Annotated in this window: 2 protein-coding genes; both read left to right on the plus strand. The window is 53.9% G+C overall.

All coding sequences use genetic code 11. The features are described from left to right. A partial coding sequence (locus IBX50_RS20400) for an ABC transporter substrate-binding protein (protein WP_292258237.1) occupies positions 1-362 on the plus strand: 362 nt, incomplete at its 5' end. Between the two features lie 11 nt (positions 363-373). Continuing rightward, the coding region (locus IBX50_RS20405) for a fatty acyl-CoA synthetase (protein ID WP_292258239.1) at positions 374-1,787 on the plus strand (1,414 nt) is incomplete at its 3' end.

Below are 1,787 nucleotides of genomic sequence, written 5' to 3' on the forward strand. Positions count from 1 at the left end.
ATCCCGAAGCACGCGCCTGGGCCGAACGTTTCAAAGAACGAACCGGCCAGATGCCAACTATGGTTCATGCTGGTCTTTATTCCAGCACCCTGCATTATCTGCAGGCAGTCAAAGCGGCAGGGACAGATGATACCCAGACCGTACGCCAGCAGATGATGAAAACCCCTGTGAATGACATTTTTGCCCAGAATGCCTACATTCGTGAGGATGGCCGTATGGTGCATGACATGTATCTGGTGCGGGTGAAATCTCCGGCTGAATCCAAAAACGCTGATGATCTGTTTGAAATTGTACGCACCATTCCGGCAGAAGAGGCTTTCCGCCCCCTGTCTGAAAGTGTCTGCAAAATGGTCAACAACTGAGGAGCAGGCTCATGACATCAATCGCTTCTCTTGATCTTCAGCCTCAAGCTCACACCATCAGCAGTGCACTGGATCGCAGCTTGCGCAGAAATGGCTCGCGCATCGCGCTGAAATTTCTGGATCGTTCCTGGACCTACACTCAGCTGCTTGCAGCAGCTGACCGGATTGCTTCACACCTGCTGCAACAAGGCTTGCAGCAGGGAGATCGACTGGTGGCTTACGGTAAAAATTCCGATGTTTATGTCATCACTTGGCTGGCTTGTCTGCGTGCTGGACTGGTGCACGTACCCACCAACTTTGCCTTGAGTGCAGAAGAGCTGCGTTATGTGCTGCAACAGTCCGGTGCAACAGCACTGGTCAGTGATATCAGCCTGTCGGCTGCGGTGGATCAGGCCTGTGAAGGCCTTTCGCTGACTGTCAGCACTTATTTTCATGCTGATTCACACCAGAACAGCCTGCTGCAGCTGGCACTGGCCGAAACACCGGCCAGCGCTCCACCGGTCAGCATCAAGGATGATGATCTGGCACAGTTGCTCTACACCTCCGGCACCACAGCGGCACCCAAGGCCGCGATGATGACGCACAAGGCGTTGATGGCGGAGTATTTTGCCTGCATGGTGGAACTGGATATTGAACCCAACGAGCCAGTACTGGCTGCCTTGCCGCTCTACCATTCTGCCCAGATGCATGTGTTTCTGATGCCTGCCCTACTACGCGGCGCAACAGTGCGCCTGATGGAAAGCCCCTTACCGGATTTGTGTCTGCAATGGATTGAACAGGAGAACATCGCGTCCTTTTTTGCTCCGCCCACCTTCTGGATTGCCCTGCTGCGCCATCCGGATTTTGATCGGCGCAACCTGCAAAGCCTGAAAAAAGCCTACTACGGCGCGTCGATCATGCCGGTGCCGGTATTAAAAGAATTACAACAACGCCTGCCCGGTGTCGGTCTCTACAACTGTTACGGCCAGAGTGAAATAGCCCCGTTGGCAACAGTATTACGACCGGAGGAACATGCCGATCGCCCCGCTTCGGCAGGACGCCCGATCCTCACCGTGGAAACCCGCATTGTGGATCTGGAGATGAACGACCTGCCTGCCGGTCAACAGGGTGAAATTGTGCACCGCTCACCCCAGTTGCTGACGGGTTACTGGGACAAACCGGAAATGACCAAAGAAGCCTTTCAGGGTGGCTGGTTCCATTCCGGTGATGTCGGTTATCTGGATGAAGCGGGTTACCTCTATATTGTAGATCGCATCAAGGATGTGATTAACACTGGCGGTGTGGTGGTTGCCAGCCGTGAGGTTGAAGAGGCCTTGTTTACCCATCCTGCTGTTTCCGAAGTAGCCGTGATCGGAATGCCAGATGAAAAATGGATTGAAGCCATCACTGCTGTGGTGGTTCTGAAGGATGATGCACAAGTCAGTG

The organism is Marinospirillum sp., from assembly GCF_014859565.1.